Consider the following 16,187-nt stretch of genomic DNA (forward strand, 5'->3'; position numbering starts at 1 on the left):
GGGTTTACACCTTGGTCGCAATGATCGCCGCGGCTCAGGTCGCCGCGGCTTCGCGCTCCCGGGTCTCCGCGCCGACCAGGTGGTCGACCATCTGGCGGGCGATCAGCGGCAGCGCCTCCAGGTCACGGACACCGATGACCAGTTCGCGCTCCGCCCACTCGTCGACCAGCGGCACTGTCGCCAGGGAGAGGCTCTCCCGATAGGCGGCGACGGCCCGGGCGGGCAGGATGCCGATCCCCATCCCGCGGTCGATCATGCGGCAGATACCCTCGAAGCTGCGCACCTGGATGCGCATCCGCAGTGGCCGTGACAGCCGCTGAGAATCCTGGTGCAGCAGGGCGTGGAGCGACGAGTCCTGTTCCAGTCCGATGAAGTCGTGATCCAGGGTCTCGGCGAAAGCCAGCCGTTGTCGGCTCGCCAGCGGATGGTCCCGCGCGGTGACCAGCACCAGCCGGTCCCGGCGGTAGGGCTGGATCGCAAGGCCCTCGGCGGGAATGTGCGCGGAGAAGATGCCGATGTCGGTGAGGCCGTCGCGAACGGCCGTGATGATCTCGTGACTCAGGCGCTCCTGCATGTCGATGCGGATCTGCGGGTAGCGCCAGGTGAAATCGCTCAGGTCGTCGGGCAGGAACTCGATGACCGCGGAGGTGTTGGCGTGCAGGCGCACGTGCCCCCGGATCCCCACGCTGTATTCGCTGAGGTCGGCGTTGAGATGGTCGAGGCTATCCAGCATGTGGCGGGCGTGATGGAGGAGCGCGTGCCCGGCGGGTGTCAGCTCGACGCCGCGCGGGCGTCGATAGAGCAGCGTGGTCGAGAGCTGCGCCTCGAGATCGCTGATGCGCTTGCTGACGGCCGCCAGCGCCAGGTGCTCGCGCTCGGCGGCGCGGGTCAGGCTCCGCAGGTCGGCGATGGCGACGAACAGCTTGAGCGTGGTGAAGTCGATTCGCTTCATGGTGGCGGCATCTGTGTGGCGACGAGGACCCGGCCACTCTATCGTTCGCGATGGACGAAGCCTAGCTTGACGATCGCCTAATTGTGGCGGCCCCGAGGCTGGGTCACGCTGCCGCTATCAATGAACGACCATGCCGGCAGCGACTCAAGAGAGGTGCTGCCGAACGTCACGAAGGAGAGCGATATGGCGGCCAGCGACGACGCGCAGGCGCTAGCGGGACTCAAGGTGGTGGAACTGGGCCAGTTGATCGCCGGGCCCTTCGCCAGCAAGCTGCTTGGCGAGTTCGGAGCGGACGTGGTCAAGATCGAGCCGCCTGGGACGGGTGATCCGCTGCGCAAGTGGCGGGTGCTCAAGGACGACACCTCGCTGTGGTGGCACGTCCAGACCCGCAACAAGCGCTCGCTGGCGCTGGACCTGCGCTCGGTGGAGGGGCAGGAGGTCGTGCGCCGGCTCATCGACGAGGCGGATATCGTGATCGAGAACTTTCGTCCCGGTACGCTGGAGAAGTGGGGGCTGGGCTGGGAGGCGCTGAGCGAACGCAACCCCGGCCTGATCATGGTGCGTATCTCCGGCTACGGGCAGACCGGCCCTTATCGCGATCGGCCGGGATTCGGCGTCATCGGCGAGGCGATGGGCGGGCTGCGCTACCTTTCGGGTCATCCCGATCAACCCTCGGTGCGCGTGGGGATCAGCATCGGCGATTCGCTGTCGGCGCTGTACGGCGTGATCGGCGCCTTGCTGGCACTGCAGGAGCGTCATCGCAGCGGCCAGGGGCAGTACATCGACGTTGCGCTCTACGAATCGGTATTCGCGATGATGGAGAGCCTGATCCCCGAATACGACAATGCCGGGGCGATTCGCGAACCCAGCGGCAGCGCCTTGCCGGGCATCACGCCCTCCAATGCCTATCCCTGCGCGTCGGACGATGGAGAGGGTGAGGAGTACGTGCTGATCGCCGGCAACGGCGACAGTATCTTCAAGCGCCTGATGGCGGCGATCGGCCGCCAGGATCTCGCCGACGATCCGCGTTTCGCCCACAACGACGGCCGCAGCCGGCACGCCGAGCTGATCGATGGCGCCATCGCGGACTGGACCCGCCGCCACCGGCGAGACTACGTGCTCGACGTGCTGGAGAGCGCTCACGTGCCGGTGGGCTATCCGTATACGGCCAAGGATATCGTCGCCGATCCGCACTACCTGGCCCGGGAGATGATCGAGACCATTCGTCTGGGTGATGGCGAATCGCTCAAGGTGCCCGGCGTGCTGCCCAAGCTGAGCCGCACGCCGGGACGAATCGAAGGTGGCGGCCCGGCGCTTGGGCAGCACACGCAGAATGTCCTCGACGAGCTGGGCATCGACCGCGAAACCCAGGCAAGAATGCGCGAAAGAGGAGTGATCTGATGACGGAAGCGAACACGCAAGCCCGCGTCGCCATCAATGATGTGGCGCCGCGAGACGGCCTTCAGATCGAATCGCGCTTCGTGCCGACGCAAGAGAAGATCCGGTTGATCGATGCGCTGTCTCGTACCGGGCTGGCGAAGATCGAGGCGACCTCGTTCACTTCGCCCAAGGCGATTCCCAGCCTGCGCGACGCCGAGGAAGTCATGCGCGGCATCGAGCGTGTATCGGGTGTCGACTATGTCGTGCTGGTGCCCAACGAGAAGGGCGCCGAACGCGCGCTGGCTTGCGGGGTCGACGAAATCAATCTGGTGCTGTCGGCCAGCGACAGTCATGGTCGCGCCAATCTGCGCATGACCGCGGAGCAATCGCTCGAGCGCTTCGCCAATATTCTCGAGATCACCAAGGGCAGCGGCGTGTTCGTCAACGCCTCGATCTCGACGGCGTTTGGCTGCCCGTTCGAGGGCGAGGTGCCATTCAAGCGGGTACTCTCGATCACCGAAAAGCTGCTGGCGCTGGGCGTGCAGGGAATCTCTCTCTGCGACACTACCGGCATGGCCAACCCGCGCCAGGTTGCCGATCTCTGCCGCGAGACGCTGAGCCGGTGGCCGTGGCTGCCGGTGACGATTCATCTGCACAATACGCGCGGCATGGGGTTGGCCAATGCGCTGGTAGCGTGGCAGAACGGCATTACCCGGTTCGACGCCTCGCTGGGTGGCCTGGGGGGCTGTCCGTACGCGCCCGGCGCCACCGGCAACGTGTGCAGCGAGGACCTGGTCCACATGTTCGAGCAGATGGGGGTGGGGACCGGGGTCGATCTCGACCGGCTGATCGCCGCAGCCGAGCTGCTGCCGGCGATGATCGGCCACGACGTGCCGGGCCAAGTGGTCAAGGCTGGCACGTCGGATCGCCGCTATCCGCTGCCGGAGACGGCCAACGGGTGAGCTTCGGCGGGGTCAGGCCGCTGTCGCGTCGCGCTGGTGCACTAGGCGGCCGTTGGCCCAGGTTGCTGCCACCGTGCGGTCGTCGCCCAGCATCATCATGGCAAACAGGCGCTCCGACAGGGTCGTGGCCTGGGACAGGCGGCGTGCCATCAACGGGGTGGATCGGGGATCGAGAACGGCGATATCCGCCTCGAACCCCGGCTGCAGGCTGCCGATCCTGTCGTCCAGATGCAGCGCCCGGGCGTTGCCCAGGGTGAGCCGATAGAACCCCTGCCAACCGGTCAGGGCCTGGCCGAGCAGGGCACCGACCTGATAGGCGCCCTGCAGGGTGCCGAGGCCGGAGAGCGAGGTGCCGCCGCCGACATCGCTGGCCAGCGACGTCATCAACCCCGCCTCCCGGCAGGCCAGGCGATCCATCAGTCCACTGCCGAGGAACAGGTTCGAGGTGGGGCAGAAGGCGATGTTGGCGCCTCCCTGCGCCAGTCGGCGGCGCTGCTCCCCGTTGAGGTGGATGCCGTGGGCGAAGGTGCTGCGCGGGCCGACGAGTCCATGGCGCTCGTAGACATCGAGATAGTCACGGCTTTCCGGAAACAGCTCGGCCACCCAGGCGATTTCGCCGCGATTTTCCGACAGGTGGGTCTGCAGGTAGAGATCGGGGGCGTTGCGTAGCACGCCGCCCACGGCGTCGAGCTGCTCGCGGGTGGAGGTCGGCGCGAAGCGCGGCGTCAGGGTGTAGTCGAGACGATCGCGGCCATGCCAGTCGGCGATCAGCCGCTCGCTGTCGCGGACGCCGCCCAGGGTGTCGTCGGTCAGGGCGTCGGGCGCATGGCGGTCCATCAGCACCTTGCCGGCGATCATGCGCAGCTGGCGGCTCTGGGCCGCCGCGAAGAAGCTGTCCACCGAGATTGGGTGCGACGAGCAGAACACCTGCGCGGTGGTGGTGCCGACCCGCAGCATCTCGTCGAGGAACCGCTCGGCGCCGGCCCGGGCGTGTTCGGCATCGGCGAACCGGCATTCGGCGGGAAAGGTGTAGTCGTTGAGCCAGTCGAGCAGCTCGCGGCCATAGGACGCCATGATGTCGAGCTGGACGTAGTGAACGTGGCTGTCGATGAAGCCCGGCATCATCAGCTTGTCGCGGTAGTCGACGATCTCGATGCCGGGCGGCAACCGATCGACCAGCGCGTCGAAAGGTTCGACGGCGTGGATGTGGCCGTCGACGATCCAGATCGCCCCATCCTCGAGATAGCGGGTGGCGCCGGCCAGCGGCACGGCGTCCTCGCCGGGATCGTCGAGACAGGTGAAGAGCGGGCCGCGAAGCAGGCGGTGGTCATTTTGCATGGTCATTCTCTGGCGGAACCTATCGAGTGAGCGTTGTCGATCGGATCGGTGGTGGAAAAGGCGTGGCGAAGTCGTTCCGGTGCCGCGCCCCGCCGATCCGGTGCGTCTTGCGGCTCGTGGCGATCGGCCAGCAGCTCGGCGGCCACGCTGATCGCGATCTCGCGGGGGCGCTTGCTGGCGGTGGAGACCAGGCCGATGGGGCAGCGAACCCGCGCCAGCGCGGCGTCATCGAATCCGGCGGCGGACAGGCGCGAGCGAAAACTGGCCCATTTGCTGCTCGAGCCGATCATGCCGATGGACCGCAATCCCTCGCCGCCCGAGTGGGTTCGCGATAATAGTGCCGCGATCAGATCGCGGTCCTGGGCGTGGTCGTGGGTCATCACCAGCACATGGCTGGCGAACGGGATGGCCGCCACGGCCTGGGCCACGCCTTCGGCATCCGCCGCCAGCGTCAGGGGCCGGACGCGGTCGGGATAGCGGTCGTGAGAGGCCTGAAGCGGGAATGCCCCGTCGCGGCTGTCGTACCAGTCGATGCGCCAGGGTAACGGCGCGAGCAGTTTCACCAGCGCCTGGCCGACATGCCCCGCGCCGAACAGCGTCAGGTGGCTTTCGGCGCCGGCGAAGACCTCGATCAGCACATGGACGAATCCGCCGCAGCACTGGCCGGAGCGCCCGCCCAATGGAAACGCTTCGAGGTAGGTGCCGGACGAGACGGGCGTCGTTGCCAGATGCTGGCGAGCGGTCTCGATCACCTGCTGTTCGAAGTGGCCGCCGCCCAGGGTGTCGATCACGTCTGCCGGCGTGACGACTAGCTTGGCGCCGGGCTCCCGCGGGGTCGAACCGGCAGCGCCGACGATGCTGGCAAGCACGTGGGGAACGGCGCACTCCTGCAGACGATGCAGCGCGGCGTGCCAGCTTTCGTGGCGATCGCGGGTTTCGAGAGAGCCGCCAGCGCTCATCGCGACGCTCCGACGTTCGCAGGCCCGGCTCGCAGCGCCTCGGCCGCCATCAGTACCCGCTCCGGCGTGGCGGGGGTATCCAGCGGCGGGCTGACCCGATAGCCGGTGAGGCTCGACAGCGCGTCGCGCAACGCCGACCAGACCGAGATACCCAGCATGAAGGGGGGTTCGCCCACGGCCTTGGAGCGATAGAGGCTGGCCTGGGAGTTGGGATGGCCTTCGAGCAGTTCGACGTTGAAGATCGGCGGCAGGTCGCCGAAGGTCGGGATCTTGTAGGTGGCGGGGCCATCCGTCAGCAGACGGCCGTCGTCGTTCCACTTCAGCTCTTCGCTGGTCAGCCAGCCCATGCCCTGAATGAAACCGCCCTCGACCTGACCCAGGTCGATCGCCGGATTGAGCGAATCACCGACGTCATGGAGGATGTCGACGCGCTCGACCCGGTATTCGCCGCTCAAGGTGTCGACACGCACTTCGCTGACCGACGCGCCGTAGGCAAAGTAGTAGAACGGCCGCCCCTGGCCGCTATCGCGATCGTAATGAATCAGCGGGGTGGAATAGAAACCGGTCGCCGACAGCGATACCCGGCCGAGATAGGCCGCCTGGATCAGTTCTCCCCACGACACCGCGGGCGTCACCGCGCCGATGTCGGAGACGAGCTTGCCGTTCTCGAGATGTAGCCCTTCGCGGTCGAATTGATAGTGCTCGGCGGCGAAATCGAGCAGGCGCTGACGGATCTGGGTAGCGGCATCGCGCGCGGCCATGCCGTTCAGGTCCGCGCCGCTGGAGGCCGCCGTGGGCGAGGTGTTGGGTACCTTGTCGGTGCGCGTGGCACTGATGCGCACCGATTCGAAATCGATGCCGAGTTCCCGGGCGACGACCTGGCACACCTTGGTGTGCAGGCCCTGGCCCATTTCGGTGCCACCGTGATTGATCATCACGCTGCCGTCGGTATAGACGTGGAGCAGGGCGCCGGCCTGGTTGAGGTGCTTGGCGGTGAACGAGATGCCGAACTTGACCGGCGTGAGCGCCAGCCCGCGCTTGATCACGGCACTCTGGCGGTTGAACGCACGAATCTCGTCCCGCCGCTGCCAGTAGTCGCTGCTGCGTTCCAGGCGCTCGATGATCTCCACCATCAGCGGATACTGGTCGACGTGCTGGCCGTAGTGAGTCGTGTCGCGACCGATGCGATAGAGGTTGCGCTTGCGCACGGTCAACGGATCTTCGCCAACGTGGCGGGCGATATCGTCCATCGCCTGCTCGACGATCATCATGCCTTGCGGGCCGCCGAAACCACGAAACGCCGTGTTCGAGGCCATATGGGTCCGGGCCCGATGGCCGGTTACCCTCGCGGCGCCCAGCGAGTAGGCGTTGTCGGCATGGAACATGGCGCGGTCGACCACCGCTTCGGAGAGATCCGGCGAGTGGCCGCAGTCGCCGATCAGCGTCATGTCCCCGCCGAGGATCACGCCCTCGTCGTCGAAGCCCAGGCGATAGCGATTGTGGAACGGGTGGCGTTTGCCCGTGGCACGAGTATCTTCCGCTCGTGGCAGACGTAGACGGATCGCTCGTCCGGTACGGCGTGCCAGTAGCGCGGCCATGCACGCCCACGGCGCGGCCTGGGTCTCCTTGCCGCCGAAGCCGCCACCCATGCGCCGGTTCTCCACCGTCACGGCATGAAACGGAATGTCGAGCACCTCGGCGACCAGCTTCTGGGTCTCGCTGGGATGCTGGTTGGAGGTGTAGACGGTGACGCCTTCGTCCTCGCCGGGCACGACCAGGCAGGCCTGACCCTCGAGGTAGAAATGCTCCTGGCCGCCGACGAACTGCTCCGCCTCAAGCACATGGGGCGCGTGCTCCAGCGCCTGCTGCCAGTCGCCGCTCATCTGCACGTGCGTCGGGCGCACGAACTCCCCGGCATCGGCGGCGGCAACCGGATCGAATCGGGGCGGCAGCGGCGCGATCTCGACGACTGCGGCTTTCACGGCGCGGCGTGCCTCGAGATAGCTGGTGGCGGCAATGGCGAACAGCGGCTGTCCCACATAGCTCACCTCCTCGTCGGCTAACATGGGGTCGCCGGGGAAGACGGGGCCGATATCGCGATGTCCGGGGATATGCTGTGCCGTGATCACATCGATGACGCCAGGCATTTCCATCACCGCGCCGAGATCGAGTCGCGTTATTCGCCCGTGGGCCACGTCGCTGAGGCCCACCATGGCGTGCAGGGCGCCGTGGGGCGCCGGCAGGTCGTCGATGTATCGAGCGCGCCCGGTGACATGTTTGATGGCGCTTTCGTGGGCCTGGGCGTGGCGGGAGTTTTCTCGCGCGGGACGTGGCGTGACGGTATCGCGTGCTACCGGTTCGTCGCCTTCGAGGCGGCCGAACGCTTCGCCAGTGCCCGTCGATTCGGACTCGATTCGAAGTGCCAGCAAGGGTTCGCTCATGGCCGCTTCCTGCGACTGGTCTGTTTCGGCCGTGGTTTCGGCGGTGGCACGCGAAGTATTGAAGACCCGCTTAGTGAGCGTACGCATCGAGAATTACCTCCTGCGCCGGATCGTTGGAACCGGTATCAACGAGTGTCAGTCGCCAGCGCTCGAGCAGATTGACCGCGGCAGTCAGCCGGTAGTCGCGGGAGCCCCGTGCATCGCTCATCGGCGTGAGCGAGTCGTGAAGCGCCTGCCTGGCGGTCCTGAAGGTTGCCTGATCGGGTTTCCTGCCTTCAAGCGCGGCCTCGACGGCCTCGACCCGCAGTGGAATCGCTGCCATGCCGCCGTAAGCGACGCGCACGTCCGACAGCACGCCATCTTTCCGTCGCCAGCGAAACGCTCCCAGCAATGTTGAGATATCATCTTCGCGCCGTTTGGACAGCTTCCATACGCGCTGCTCGAAGTTGGCCTGCGGCTTGGGTAGATAGATGGCGGCCACGCATTCGCCCGGCTCGAGCGCGGTCTTCTTGTAATCCAGGAAGAATGATGCGAGCGGCAATTCACGCATTCCCTGCGGACCAGCCAGCCGCAGCCTGGCATCCAGCGTCAGCAGCACGGGCGGGGTGTCGCCGATAGGCGAGGCGTTGGCGATATTGCCGCCCACGGTGCCTCGGTTACGGATCTGGGCCGAGCCCAGCCGGGTCAGCAGATGCGCGAACGCCGGGTAGTGCTCGACCAACAGCGGCTCCCACTCTCGATAGCTCACAGCCGCACCGATCCACCAGCCATCGGCTGTCTCCTCTATTTGACGCAGTTCCCGCACCTGGCGCAGGTCGATCAGCATTTCGAACGGTTCGAGCCGCTGGGTGGCCTCGAGCCAGAGATCGGTGGCGCCAGCGACCAGTCGGGCCTCGGGATGGCGCTGCATGGCGGCGGTGAGTTCGGCGAGTGTCGTCGGCGTCAGATAGCCGCTCTGGCCCTCGGAGGCCACTGTCGGGGAGAGTTCGCGAACCGCCCTCTCGAGGGTAGGATCATCGGCCCAGGGGGGACGGGTGTCGGCATGTTCACTCATGCTCAAGGCGGCATCTCGAATAGGGCGGTAGCCAGTACAGCGGCACAGATTGCCGCCCAGTGCTGCCTCGAGTCGATGGTCATCGAGGGGCATGCCGGGGGCCGAACGCTGCTGCTCGTGCATCACGAACAGCGACATCACGATGCCGGGCGTGCAGAATCCGCATTGGCTGCCGTGGCACGCCACCATCGACGACTGCGCCGGATGCAGCGCATCGCCCCGGGCGAGGCCTTCGACGGTGATGAGATGCGCTCCCTGAAGCTGATGCGCCGGCGTGATGCAGGCGTTGGCGGTGCGGTAAGTGAGCGACTGTTGCCCGTCTTCCGGGGAAGCGATGGCAACGGTGCAGGCGCCGCAGTCGCCGGAAGCACAGCCTTCTTTGGTGCCGTGTCGTGCCAGCGGCCCGCGCAGTAGCTCGAGCACGCTCGTCTCGGGTTCGGTCGCCACGCGCTGACGTTGGCCGTTGAGAAAGAATTCGATCATCGGTGACCTGCCATTGTCATTGTGAGGGTCGCCCGTTCATGGAATACGAAAAGGACGCCTTGCAGGAAGATTTCTGACCGATTGGTCAGCTTTTTCTAGCCTCTTCGATTCCACGTCTGATGGCAAGCCCCTGGCACCGCTTTTCAAGCAGCACGTTTCGATCTGGCGTTGTTCGAGCTCGGCTGTTCGGGGCCGAGGGCCTGCTTTCGAAGGCCTTGGAACCGTGCCGCAGGAAGACAATCGTCTGGATTCAGCATAGCATCGGCGTCGAAAGTGTCCGCTGTCGTGCTGCGAGCTTGATGACGCGGCGGAGCGTGCTGCACACGGGGCCCGAGAGACGAACCACATACTCGGGGAATCAATCTGGTTGGACGTAAGGAATCGAAGTGGGTCATCACAACCTTCCCGAAGTGACGGTTCGGGAGCGTAACGAACAACGCATTTTCGACGCGGCGGAGAGCGTCTTCGCTCGACACGGCTATCGGGGTGCCAGCATTCAGGCGATCGCGGCGGCGGCCGGAATCCCCAAGTCCAACGTCCTCTACTACGTCGGTAGCAAGCGGCGACTCTATATCACCCTGCTCGAGCGCACGATGTGGCGTTGGAACGAGATGTTGAGCGATATGAGTGTCGATGACGACCCGGCAGAGGTGCTCGAGGCCTTCATCCGCAGCAAGATGCGTTTGAGCCAGACCCATCCACAGAGCTCGCGGCTCTTCGCCAACGAGATACTGCAAGGCGCCCCGTTTCTGAAGGAGTCGCTGTTCGGCGAAATGCGGGAGTGGGTGGAAGCCCGCGCCGAGGTCTTTCGCCAGTGGGCCGAGCGGGGGTTGATGGACCCGGTGGACCCGGTCTGGCTGATTTTTCTGATCTGGTCGGCAACGCAGCACTACGCCGACTTCGAAACGCAGATCGTCGGCATCACGCATCGCGATGCACTCGGGGAGGCGGATTTTCAGTCGGCCAGCGATTTTCTGTGCCAGGTGATCATCAAGGGCTGTGGTGTCCGGAGGTGCGATGGCGCGGTCCGAGGCGCGTGATGGATCCGGAGTGGGAGCAATACTTCGTCGAGGCGGGAGAGGTCTGGGGAAGGCCGGTTGGCCGTTGCGGTGATCGACCCGGTAACGGAAGCGAGTCCTTTCGCGCTCAACTTCCTGTCGAGTCTCAACCTTGAGGGCCGGCAACGTCCTGTTGCGCTGCTGTCGATCCTTGGATGCTGTCCCTATCGCGTTCCGTGCGGCGTCGCATCGTCCTTGAAGGAGCTTCCGTGCGGCAGCGGCATCCTGCCACCCGCAGTGTATATGAGGCTTCCTCACCAAAGCGAAGAGAAAATCGCTAAAAAGCGTTAAGTTACAAAGTGATACGCTTGGCGAGGGTTTTGTCGACTGGGCTCACAAGCCATTGTTTTATGGCTAGAATCGGGAGCCGAACGCAACACTTCGAATCAGCGCGACCACCGGCTTGCCGATCACCAGTTGCATTTCGTCACAGGCTTGACGGGTAAGCCGGGCTCGCAGCCGCTGCCGGCCAACTATCAGGCGCACTTCATTGGCGCTGGGCTCATGGGTGGACGGCTCGATCGCGTCGATCACTGCCATCAGTCCATTGCGATAACTGGTGTCTCCGGGCATGGCGAGGGCGAGGGCGACATCGCGCACGCCGACGCGCAGGCGTATCGGTGTACCGGGCGGTTGGTCGAGCGCCGGAATGCGAAGGGTCTGGTCATCGTCAAGGACGACCCGGGTCAACGAGTAGGCCTGGTCGTGGTCGACCACTCTGGCGTTCAGTCGCGTGGCGGCATCGAATCCGCCCAGTCGCTCGGTCAGGTCGAGTCGCATCATCAGTTCGTCCAACTGGCCATGCGCCGCTAGTCGGCCCTGTTCGATCAAGGCGAGATGGTCAGCAATCGTGGCGATTTCCGCGGTGTCGTGGCTGACGTAAAGTACCGGCAGATCTATCTCCCGGGTCAAGCGGACGAGATAGTGCAGGAGCTCCCGCTTGCGCTCGCCATCCAGCCCGGTCAGCGGTTCGTCCAGCAGTAGCAGGCGAGGTTGGGTCAGCAGTGCACGGCCAATGGCGACGCGGCGCGCCTCTCCCCCCGAGAGGGTTCCGGGCAGGCGCTCGAGAAGATGGCCGATTCCCAGCAAGGCCACCAGGTCGTCGAATCGTGCGCGGCCGCTCCTCGACATGCCATAGGTGAGGTTGCCGCGAACCCGGTAGTGAGGGAATAGCCGTGCTTCCTGAAAGACGATGCCCAGCTGGCGTCGATGAATCGGTACGTGAATCTTCTGCTGGGTATCGCTCAGCGTACGCTCGCCTAGCCGGACGTAGCCGCCAGCCGGGCGGTCGAGGCCGGCAATCAATCGCAACAGACTGGTCTTGCCGCTGCCGGACTCGCCAAACAGCGCGGTCACACCGCTGGCCGGCACCGTCAGCGCGATATCCAGATCGAAGGTACCCAGGCGCTTGCGCAGCCGGCACTCCAGTGCGTTGCCGGCCGGGGCGTGGGTCTCGCCCGGGGTCGAGTGGTGAGCGTTCCCGCTCATCGGTCACGCTCCTGGAGGCGCTGTCTGGCGCGGCGGGCCAGCCATTCCGACGCCATCAGCGAAAACATGGCGATGACGATCGACAGCACGCAGAGCCTGGCGGCGGCGGCTTCCTTTCCTGGCGTCTGGATCAGAGTATAGAGCGCCAGCGGCAGGGTGCGAGTTTCACCCGGAATGTTGGACGCAAAAGTGATGGTGGCGCCGAATTCGGAAAGCGCGCGGGCGAACGCCAGCACCGTGCCGGTCAGCAGCCCCGGTATCGCCAGGGGCAGGGTGATCGTGAACAGCACCCGCCAGCGGTTGGCGCCGAGAGTGCCCGCGGCCGCCTCCAGCTTGGGATCGACGGCTTCCAGCGAGAGCCTGACGGCACGAACCAGCAGCGGGAACGCCATCACACCGCCGGCGATGGCGGCGCCCTGCCAGGTGAACGGCAGCGACAAGCCGAAGCCCTGGTAGAGCCACTGGCCCAGCCAGCCATGGCGTCCCAGCGATAGCAGCAGCAGGTAGCCCACCACCACGGGAGGGAGCACGAGCGGCAGATGGAGCAGGCCGTCGAGCAGGGATTTGCCGCGAAAGTCGTGACGGGCCAGCAGCCAGGCAACGGCGACGCCGGGAACCAGAATCCATCCCACGGCACTCCCGGCGATCTTCAGGCTGAGGGTGATGGCCTGCCACTCGGCATCGGAGAGCGCTATCGCCTCGAAAAGCATCCGGGGCTCAGTCTGATTCGACCGGCGTGAAGCCGTAGCGGCTGAAAATCGCCAATGCGTCGGCGCCCGTCAGCCACCGTCGGAACGCCTCGATGTCACTGTTCGGTGTCGGATTCACCACGGCGAGGGGGTAGGTGATCGGGTCGTGGCTATCGTCGGGGAAGACGCCGACCTGCTTGACCCGGTCGCTCGCCTCGGCGTCGGTCTGGTAGACGATGCCGAGCGGGGTCTCGTTGCGCTCCACCAGCGCCATCGCGGCCCGGACGTTGTCGCCGCTGGCTAGGCGCGATTGCAGCGCGCTCCACTCGCCGATGGACTGCAGCGCCTGCTTGGCATAGATACCGGCCGGCACGTGGCTGATCTCGCCAACCGACAGGCGCTGATCGTCGTCCAGCCGGGAGGCTATCGTGGTCCCGTCGCCCGGGGTGAAACCGGCGATGTCGCTGGCCGTCGGCGCGATCAATACCAGCCGGTTCCTGAGCAGGTCGACGCGCTCACCGACCGGCAGGTCCTGCGCTGCCAGCCAGTCCATCCACTGCTCGTTGGCGGAGAGATAGATGTCGGCGGGAGCGCCGCTGGCGATCTGGCGTGCCAGCGTCGATGAGGAGGCGTAGACCGGGACGATATCGACATCGTGGTCGGATTCGTAGGCCCGGATCGCTGCGTTCATGGCATCGGTCATCGAGGCGGCGGCGTAGATCCGGACCGGGTCGGCTCTGTCGCCGGCATGGGCGACGGCCGGGATGCAGAGGGCCAGTGCCAGCAGAGCGGACGGGATTTTACAGGCTGGGAGATTCACGGGCTTCTCGCTATGTCTGAATGGAAATAACGGGAAATCACTATAGCCGCCGGCAATGCGGTGGTCGAGAGGGAATCGCGCAAAGCGGTGGGATCAGTCGGAATCGGCATCGGCCGCCGGTGCTTCGGCCTGGCTGTCGTCGGTATCGACGGCGCGGGGCGGCGCGAGACGATTCATCAGCGCCTGCCCATGGGGATTGTCGTCGAGATCGGCCATCAGCCGGCGATAGTCGTCGACCAGGGCGCGGCCCTGTGCCGTCAGGGTCGCCCCGCCACGCCGGGTGCCGCCGGTGACGGTATCGACCACCGACGCGGCGAGGTGCCGGTTCATGGTGTCGAGAAGTTGCCACGCCTTCTTGTAGCTCAGGCCCATCTCGCGGCACGCCGCGGCGATCGAGCCGTGCCGCTGGATCGCCTCCAGCAGCTCGATCTTGCCCGGGCCGACGACGATCTCCCGATCGGCGACCAGGCGAAGCTGAAAGCGCGGCGAGGGGTGGTGGGTTCGGGTCATGGTGGCATCGTGGCGGTGGCGAGCCCCTGTTGTAACACAGGCGCTCGCCACGGGCCCAGGATCAGGCCGTCTGCGCCACCTGCTGGCGGACACCGGCCCGCCAGCGCAGATAGTCCACGGCGACGAACAGCAGCAGGCTGGCGCCCATTACCGGCAAGGCATAGCCGAAGGCGGTCGCGACGAGCAGGACGACCAGCCGCGATCGCCGATCCATCAGCCGGAAGATGGCGGTCAACGTCTGCGGCTCGCGGGAAGCGGCGGTTCGTCGACGCCACCACATCGCGTAGCCCCAGCAGATCAAGGTGACGAGGCATGAGGCGAACGCGACCAGTGCCAACTGGTTGGGCAGTCCGAACAGCACTCCCATGTGCAGGTCGATTCCCCAGCGGGTCAGTTTGGCGGCCAGCGGGAAGGTGGCGAAATCGGCACGGTCGGTGACGGCAAAGGTTTGCGGGTCCAGGGCGATCTGATCGACCTGCGTCGGCCACTCCCGCCCGACTTCACGAATTTTCCACGCGGTCGTCGGCGAGTTCGGCGGCACGATCTCGAGCCTGTCGGCGTCGATGCCGGCGGCTCTCGCGGCGGCGAGCGCCAAGTCGAAATCACCGGGCGACGACGTCGGTCGCGAAGTGGCCATGGCGGTGTGGCTGGCGGCGACGTGATGCTCGGCATGGGGATCGCTGGGGGCCGCGGCGGTCGGTTCCACTGAAGTTGGTGTGGGCGCTGCGAGATTGGTCGACACGCTGGGCGTGCCCCAGCCCCAGGCATGTCGCAGCTGGGCGATGTTGCCGCCCGCCCATTGCGACCAGGTCAGGCCTGTCGCCGAGAAGAACAGCAGTCCGATCAGCGCTACCGTGCCGAGCGTGGCGTGACGTTGGCGCAAGCGCTGCGGTCCCGCCGCCCGCCGGCGAATTCGACGCCGCCACCACAGAAAACCGCCGCCCAGCGCGGCGATCCAGAGCCAGGAGGCGGCCAGCTCGCTGTAGAGACGACCGAGATCACCCAGCAGCAGACTGCGGTGGAACTGGTCGATGGCGGTACGCAGAGGGAGCACGCCGCTGGTACCGTAGACCGTCATGTCGCCCCGAAGCGCCAGCGTGACCGGATCGATGAACAGGGCACGATGCTCCGAGGGCCCCAACCCTTCACCCGCGAACATGACCCGTGTGGTCGCTCCCGGCGCCGACGCGGGGCGAACGGCGGCGGGGGCTACGCTGATCCCCGCGGCGACCTGGGCGGCCTCGATCTGGTGGGAGATGGGCTGGGGCTCACCGCGACTCTGGGTGGTCAGTGCGTCGTGATAAAGCCAGTTCTCGAGTTGGGGCGTCAGCGCATAGGCTATCCCCGATAGCGCGGCGACGAGCAGAAACGGCCCGACGAACAGGCCGACGTAGAAGTGAAGGCGAGTGATCAGTGCGACCCACAAGGGGGGCTGGCGGCGATCGGTCGCCGCTGAAACGGTGTCCATGGGTGAACTCCAGGCCTGAACCGGATGGCAGCGCCCGACGACGGTCGTCGGACGGGCATGACATGGGCGTCCCGGATACGCATCGGGTCACGATGGGCATGCGGAGCGAGAGAACGGGTTCAGGCCAGGGGCGGTGCGCGGGAGGCGTAGCGGGGATAGACCGGCGTCGGCGACGGCGGGGCGACGACCTTCGGCGGATGTATGGCCGCCGGTGGCGGCGAGACCGGCGGTATGGCTCGCGGCGGCTCGATGCCTGGCGCGTGGAGAAACAGCTCGCAGTAACCGCAGGCGGCCAGGTGCCAGTGGTCGTCTGCCGTCATGGTTCGGGCGGACGATGGCATCCGGTTGTCGTCGCCGGTCGCCGCATGATGGGACGGGGCCACCATCATGCCGCCGTGGGCCGGCATCTCCATCAAGCGCTGCATCTGGCTGATCAACGGGCCCGTGAACGCCATCAGCATGGCAAACAGCGCGAGCGCGGTCAGCGGGCGGTAGCAGCGATGCCAGAAATGCGTCATATCTCGTCCAGGACGCCGTCGTCAGAGGGGGGACTCTACGCGCTGGCGCTTGCGCCGCCAATCACCA

General features: G+C 66.1%; 14 protein-coding genes. 3 read left to right on the plus strand and 11 right to left on the minus strand.

The features are described from left to right. Positions 1-34 precede the first annotated feature (34 nt). A complete protein-coding gene (locus F0A16_RS12670; protein ID WP_149435759.1) occupies positions 35-952 on the minus strand; it encodes a LysR family transcriptional regulator in 918 nt (305 codons plus the stop codon). Positions 953-1,135: 183 nt separating this feature from the next. Here F0A16_RS12670 and F0A16_RS12675 point away from each other — a divergent pair, with 183 nt between their 5' ends. Together F0A16_RS12675 and F0A16_RS12680 are read left to right on the plus strand one after the other, a co-directional pair. Beyond that, positions 1,136-2,353, plus strand: a complete 1,218-nt coding sequence (locus F0A16_RS12675; protein WP_149435795.1) for a CaiB/BaiF CoA transferase family protein — start codon at positions 1,136-1,138, stop codon at positions 2,351-2,353. Next, positions 2,353-3,294 (plus strand): hydroxymethylglutaryl-CoA lyase, encoded by a 942-nt coding sequence (locus F0A16_RS12680; RefSeq protein WP_149435760.1) that lies wholly within the window; start codon positions 2,353-2,355, stop codon positions 3,292-3,294. The genes F0A16_RS12675 and F0A16_RS12680 overlap by 1 nt, the downstream gene beginning before the upstream one ends. Before the next feature lie 12 nt (positions 3,295-3,306). On the opposite strand, the gene guaD is transcribed toward F0A16_RS12680, so the two are convergent. The 4 genes from guaD to xdhA are packed head-to-tail and all read right to left on the minus strand — an operon-like array spanning position 3,307 to position 9,569. After that, entirely contained in the window at positions 3,307-4,638 is a 1,332-nt protein-coding gene (guaD, locus tag F0A16_RS12685) for a guanine deaminase (RefSeq protein WP_149435761.1), read from the minus strand. Then, the gene (gene xdhC, locus F0A16_RS12690; RefSeq protein ID WP_149435762.1) at positions 4,635-5,591 is read right to left on the minus strand and encodes a xanthine dehydrogenase accessory protein XdhC; all 957 of its coding nucleotides are present in this window, start codon (positions 5,589-5,591) and stop codon (positions 4,635-4,637) included. The genes guaD and xdhC overlap by 4 nt, the downstream gene beginning before the upstream one ends. Then, positions 5,588-8,119 (minus strand): xanthine dehydrogenase molybdopterin binding subunit, encoded by a 2,532-nt coding sequence (xdhB, locus tag F0A16_RS12695; RefSeq protein ID WP_239023815.1) that lies wholly within the window; start codon positions 8,117-8,119, stop codon positions 5,588-5,590. The genes xdhC and xdhB overlap by 4 nt, the downstream gene beginning before the upstream one ends. Then, on the minus strand, positions 8,103-9,569 hold the full coding sequence (gene xdhA / locus F0A16_RS12700; RefSeq protein WP_149435763.1) for a xanthine dehydrogenase small subunit: 1,467 nt from the start codon (positions 9,567-9,569) through the stop codon (positions 8,103-8,105). Before xdhA ends, xdhB begins: the two co-directional genes overlap by 17 nt. Positions 9,570-9,955: 386 nt before the next feature. Between xdhA and F0A16_RS12705 the strand changes: the two genes are divergently transcribed. Further along, on the plus strand, positions 9,956-10,609 hold the full coding sequence (locus F0A16_RS12705; RefSeq protein ID WP_149435764.1) for a TetR family transcriptional regulator C-terminal domain-containing protein: 654 nt from the start codon (positions 9,956-9,958) through the stop codon (positions 10,607-10,609). 372 nt (positions 10,610-10,981) lie between these two features. On the opposite strand, the gene modC is transcribed toward F0A16_RS12705, so the two are convergent. From modC to F0A16_RS12735, 6 genes are all read right to left on the minus strand, one after another. Then, the gene (gene modC / locus F0A16_RS12710; protein WP_149435765.1) at positions 10,982-12,115 is read right to left on the minus strand and encodes a molybdenum ABC transporter ATP-binding protein; all 1,134 of its coding nucleotides are present in this window, start codon (positions 12,113-12,115) and stop codon (positions 10,982-10,984) included. Next, positions 12,112-12,825 (minus strand): molybdate ABC transporter permease subunit, encoded by a 714-nt coding sequence (gene modB, locus F0A16_RS12715; RefSeq protein ID WP_149435766.1) that lies wholly within the window; start codon positions 12,823-12,825, stop codon positions 12,112-12,114. The genes modC and modB overlap by 4 nt, the downstream gene beginning before the upstream one ends. Before the next feature lie 7 nt (positions 12,826-12,832). Beyond that, on the minus strand, positions 12,833-13,624 hold the full coding sequence (gene modA / locus F0A16_RS12720; protein WP_149435767.1) for a molybdate ABC transporter substrate-binding protein: 792 nt from the start codon (positions 13,622-13,624) through the stop codon (positions 12,833-12,835). A 93-nt stretch (positions 13,625-13,717) separates the two neighbouring features. Beyond that, positions 13,718-14,134 (minus strand): winged helix-turn-helix domain-containing protein, encoded by a 417-nt coding sequence (locus F0A16_RS12725; RefSeq protein ID WP_149435768.1) that lies wholly within the window; start codon positions 14,132-14,134, stop codon positions 13,718-13,720. Between the two features lie 61 nt (positions 14,135-14,195). Further along, on the minus strand, positions 14,196-15,602 hold the full coding sequence (locus tag F0A16_RS12730; RefSeq protein ID WP_149435769.1) for a PepSY-associated TM helix domain-containing protein: 1,407 nt from the start codon (positions 15,600-15,602) through the stop codon (positions 14,196-14,198). 119 nt (positions 15,603-15,721) lie between these two features. Next, complete coding sequence (locus F0A16_RS12735) at positions 15,722-16,120, minus strand: DUF2946 domain-containing protein (protein ID WP_149435770.1); 399 nt, start codon at positions 16,118-16,120, stop codon at positions 15,722-15,724. Between the last annotated feature and the right edge of the window lie 67 nt (positions 16,121-16,187).

Origin of the sequence: Salinicola corii (assembly GCF_008298015.1) — a bacterium.
Taxonomy (GTDB): domain Bacteria; phylum Pseudomonadota; class Gammaproteobacteria; order Pseudomonadales; family Halomonadaceae; genus Salinicola; species Salinicola corii.